This window comes from Bacillus sp. JJ783 (genome assembly GCF_036963225.1).
Taxonomy (GTDB): Bacteria; Bacillota; Bacilli; order Bacillales; family Bacillaceae_G; genus Bacillus_A; species Bacillus_A cereus_U.
The window spans coordinates 74801-75240 of the sequence record NZ_JBALMG010000072.1 but is presented as its reverse complement, the minus strand read 5'-3'; the positions used below and the strand labels follow the sequence as shown (position 1 = coordinate 75240).

Here is a 440-nt window from a genome sequence, read left to right as displayed (position 1 = left end):
ACAAAGGGTACAGATTAATCATTAAGCTTCTTTTATTATCTACTGTTTTCATAAATCATTATAACTACCAAAATATTTTTCACAAAAGTTTACCGTTATTTATGATACGGTTCACCGTACATACTTAAATGGCCGTTTTCACTTCTAAAATATACATGAATCTTTACTAGAAATATAAAGATTCATCGTATCCTCTTCAACGGTTTAGTGCATTTCAACAATTGTACCATCTTCAAATACCTTGAATACGCCAGTAAATCCTGATCCAGCTGCGCCTTCTATTTTATATGTCGTACGTACTCTAATTTTATAATATTTCTTTCCATTTTCGACTTGAGTATCCTCTAAAGTGTATTGATATTCTTCATTATATTCTTTTTTAATATATCCTTTAGCTTTCTCAAAAGTAAATTCATCTTGCTTCTTCTCTGTCTCTACCT

1 pseudogene is annotated in these 440 nt (G+C 30.0%); it reads right to left on the bottom strand.

Annotated elements, in window-relative coordinates:
• Window positions 1-204: 204 nt before the first annotated feature.
• Window positions 205-440, bottom strand: a pseudogene (locus tag V7038_RS16130) (hypothetical protein); the annotation flags it as partial.